Raw genomic sequence first — 3321 nt, 5'->3', positions numbered from 1 at the left:
GAAGAAAAGCTCATTTCCGAACGGGCCGGCAAGCTTTTTCCTTCAAAACGGATTCGAAGACCTGGAAACTGTCGATAGCTCCGTAATAATGTTCTCCGGAAGAGACGATATTGATCTCCTGATAAGAAATCTGTGATTATCCGATGTTTCAGAGAAACTATGCGGGAGTTCGAGTACATCAAGAAACCAACGAGACCGTATCATATAGCTCCAGACACCTCTTTTCAGAGAAACTCTTCGTTCCTAATATCCCGATATCAGTTCTTCAAGCTTACTGAGATCCCCCTCCTCGATTGCAGTTCTTATGTCATGGAGATAACTCTCCGCTTCCTCGAGCGACGAGGCGATATTCCTGCCATTGAATCTCGCCATATCGAGAACCATATCCATGTTCTGTCTTCCAAGCCTTGAGGTCGAAGCGTAACCGGGTCCGGAATACTTCTCAAAATCACCACCCAGTCTCAGAAGAGTTCTCGAAAGAAAATAGGCTGTCTGGCTTATTCTACCGACTATATAATCGTGCCTCTCTGGCGGGAGGTATTCGGGAGAAGACCCCAGTTCAGATACCACCATCAGCACAAGGTCAAGGTCCTCTCCGGTTGCGAACTCTCCCGGAGAAAACAGGAATACGCGGCCATCGAACATAGATTCGTCCCAGCCGGCCGGACCCTTGTGTACGTTGCCGGCCATGGGATGGCCGCTTATCAATCTTATCTTCCTGAGTCTAGCTATCTCCTGGAAGGGTTGCATTACGCTCGCAACATCAAATGCCGGGCCGGTGAAATCGGCCGACAGTAGCAGCTCCTCTTCGGAGTTCATTGGTAGTGCGATAACGGTCAGGTCCCCTGGCGTAAAGGCATCTGAAGATACTTCAATGCTTGGATCCTTCTTCCTAAGCATCTCTGTTGTCACAACATTCTGGTCAAAGATCGAAACCCTATGGCCGCGCTTCGAAAGCCTCAATGCAATCGATCCCCCGATCGAACCGGCTCCTATTATGTGGACCTTCATGCCTTCGAATCTCCTGCCTGCACCTTGTCGGGCCGGAGATTTTTAGCTCGTCGCAGATAAACGAAATTCTTCGTCTCCGACTCACAGTGGAGAAGCACTCTGATAATCCCCCCGGGAGAGTTTTCAAAGGAGGCTTCATATAGGCACAGAAGCGCAACATCGCTTTGATTGAACACTTTTCTGAAAGCAGTCGCTGGATTGTATGAAGTTATGTCATTAGTTACGGTAAATATCACGGAGTGCAGTTCGGTGATCTTATTCCTGCTGAATATCTCCTCCATGAGTTCAATCACGGAGTTTCTTATCTCTTCAGGGCAATCTGCTTCAATAGATGTTGCTCCCCTTATAGCTTTCACTCTGTCGCCTCCCGATCTGTTAACGATTTAAGATGTGAAACTGCATATTCTATCGCAAGCAAGTATCCATTCAGTCCAAGTCCTGCGATCGTTCCGCTGCATACCGGAGAGATAACCGACTTGCTTCTGAACTCTTCTCTGGCGAAGATGTTTGAGATGTGGACTTCGATTTTGATCCCTCTAAACAATTCAAGCGCGTCTCTTAGCGAGTAGCTGTAATGAGTTAGTGCACCTGCATTTATAACGATCGCATCATAGTCAATGTTATGAATCCTCTCTATAAGGTCTCCTTCGTGATTGGACTGGAACAATTCACTTGAAGCCCCGCTTTCCAGGCACTTTCTTTCGATGGCTTCACTAAGTTCGCTGTATGTGAAGCTACCATACAGACTTTTTTCTCTCATTCCAAGCATATTGAGGTTTGGCCCGTTCAATATAAGTATTTTCATACGACCACGGCCAATAGATCATCTAGTCTCACCTTTGCAAATTCAAAGGAACCTGGCTTCCTTACGAGAGGAATCTCTATCTCCATGCTCTCCGAGGTCGTTGCCTTCTTATCATTTCTAAGTAATCTTAGAGCATCTTCGACAGGTAGCTGTGGGAAATCAAGACCGACGATTTCGGATAGCGTTTCCGAGACTTCTCTGTACATTTCCTCATCTATAAGGCCTAGATTTGCGAAGTAGTGCATCTCTCTTTCCAGCCCCCACGCCACCGCCATGCCGTGCGAAACTCCGGCTAATGGCTCGTAGAGATGCCCCAGTGTGTGGCCAAGATTCAGAATCCTTCTCATTCCTGTTTCACGCGTATCAATCGCCACTATTCTATCCTTCTGCCTTACGGCTTCTTCCAACATCTCACTCAGGGCTCTCAGATTCCTATTCTTCAGGTCTCTGCATCGGCTCTTGAAATTCTCATACCATCGGCCCGTGATAAGGAATATCTTGAAGGCCTCTACCAGGCCTTCTTCAAACCGTCCTTCGTCCATCGAAAGCGTTACTACTGGATCTATGATTGTCTCATAGGGCATATAGAAGTTGCCGACAACATTCTTGCATCCTTCGAAATTCAGCCCATTCTTCCCGCCTATTGAAGCATCTACTTGAGCAAGAAGAGTCGTTGGATATAGGGTTATTGGAACACCTCTCTTAAATGTCGAGGAAGCGAATCCAACGAGATCCGTTACGGTTCCTCCACCTGCACCGACCACCATGTCACTTCTAGAAACTCCTCGATCCATTAGATATTCATAGATTTGAAAAAGTGTATGAAATCCCTTTGCTTCTTCACCGTCATCTATGGAAAAAGCCGAAGAGGGAATCCATTCGGAAAAGATCCTTTGAACCCTTTTTGAGACTACCGTGTTCGGCATCCTACCTATGGATTTGAACCCACCCGGGGATATTGAGACAGGGTGAGAACTGCTATTAAGTGTCTTTCTTTCACCGGCGGCGATTTTCATAGATATCGCTGCAACGGTCTCCCACTGTGTTTGACTCGAAGTATCAACGGAAGGAAACTGCTCATAGAGCTCCCTTCGTTCTTCCCAAATCCTGAAAATGCTTTCCTTCCCTTCCCTCAGTAGAGGGCGACCCTTCACACTTACCCTTCTGTATAGATCGGCTGGAGGAAGTCTGAGATAGATGGAATTCTCTCCCTTTAATGTCTGACGGTTCTCATTATCCAGTATTACACCCCCTCCCGTCGATACGACAATCTCGTCGCTCCGGACTAGCTCTTTCAGAAGGTTCTTCTCCAGTCTTCTGAATTCTTTCTCACCCTCTTTCTCAAAAATCTCACTTATGCTCATCCCCTTAGCCCTTTCGATCTCCGAATCCATATCTATGAATTTTTTGTCGAGAACCGAAGAGAGGATTCTACCTATCGTGCTCTTCCCCGAACCCATCATTCCAATGAGGAATACTCTCATCCTTCACCCTCCTTTTTATCG

4 protein-coding genes are annotated in these 3321 nt (G+C 46.8%); all 4 read right to left on the bottom strand.

Annotation, left to right across the window (positions count from 1 at the left end):
• Window positions 1-243: 243 nt before the first annotated feature.
• From BG32_RS00020 to aroB, 4 genes are read right to left on the bottom strand one after another with little or no spacing between them, the layout of a single operon-like run.
• Complete coding sequence (locus BG32_RS00020) at window positions 244-1011, bottom strand: prephenate dehydrogenase (protein WP_121526184.1); 768 nt, start codon at window positions 1009-1011, stop codon at window positions 244-246.
• On the bottom strand, window positions 1008-1367 hold the full coding sequence (aroH, locus tag BG32_RS00015; RefSeq protein WP_006488387.1) for a chorismate mutase: 360 nt from the start codon (window positions 1365-1367) through the stop codon (window positions 1008-1010). Before aroH ends, BG32_RS00020 begins: the two co-directional genes overlap by 4 nt.
• A complete protein-coding gene (gene aroQ / locus BG32_RS00010; protein ID WP_006488389.1) occupies window positions 1364-1816 on the bottom strand; it encodes a type II 3-dehydroquinate dehydratase in 453 nt (150 codons plus the stop codon). Before aroQ ends, aroH begins: the two co-directional genes overlap by 4 nt.
• A complete protein-coding gene (gene aroB / locus BG32_RS00005; protein WP_014731304.1) occupies window positions 1813-3300 on the bottom strand; it encodes a bifunctional shikimate kinase AroK/3-dehydroquinate synthase AroB in 1488 nt (495 codons plus the stop codon). The genes aroQ and aroB overlap by 4 nt, the downstream gene beginning before the upstream one ends.
• Between the last annotated feature and the right edge of the window lie 21 nt (window positions 3301-3321).

This window comes from Mesotoga sp. HF07.pep.5.2.highcov (assembly GCF_003666285.1).
GTDB classification, from domain to species: domain Bacteria; phylum Thermotogota; class Thermotogae; order Petrotogales; family Kosmotogaceae; genus Mesotoga; species Mesotoga prima.
This window is presented reverse-complemented; position numbering and strand designations above follow the sequence as displayed.

What these genes read in the sequence shown, in the direction of transcription:
- BG32_RS00020 (WP_121526184.1), bottom strand. Translation starts at nt 1,011, where the DNA reads ATGAAGGTCCACATAATAGGAGCCGGTTCGATCGGGGGATCGATTGCA.
- aroQ (WP_006488389.1), bottom strand. Translation starts at nt 1,816, where the DNA reads ATGAAAATACTTATATTGAACGGGCCAAACCTCAATATGCTTGGAATG.
- aroB (WP_014731304.1), bottom strand. Translation starts at nt 3,300, where the DNA reads ATGAGAGTATTCCTCATTGGAATGATGGGTTCGGGGAAGAGCACGATA.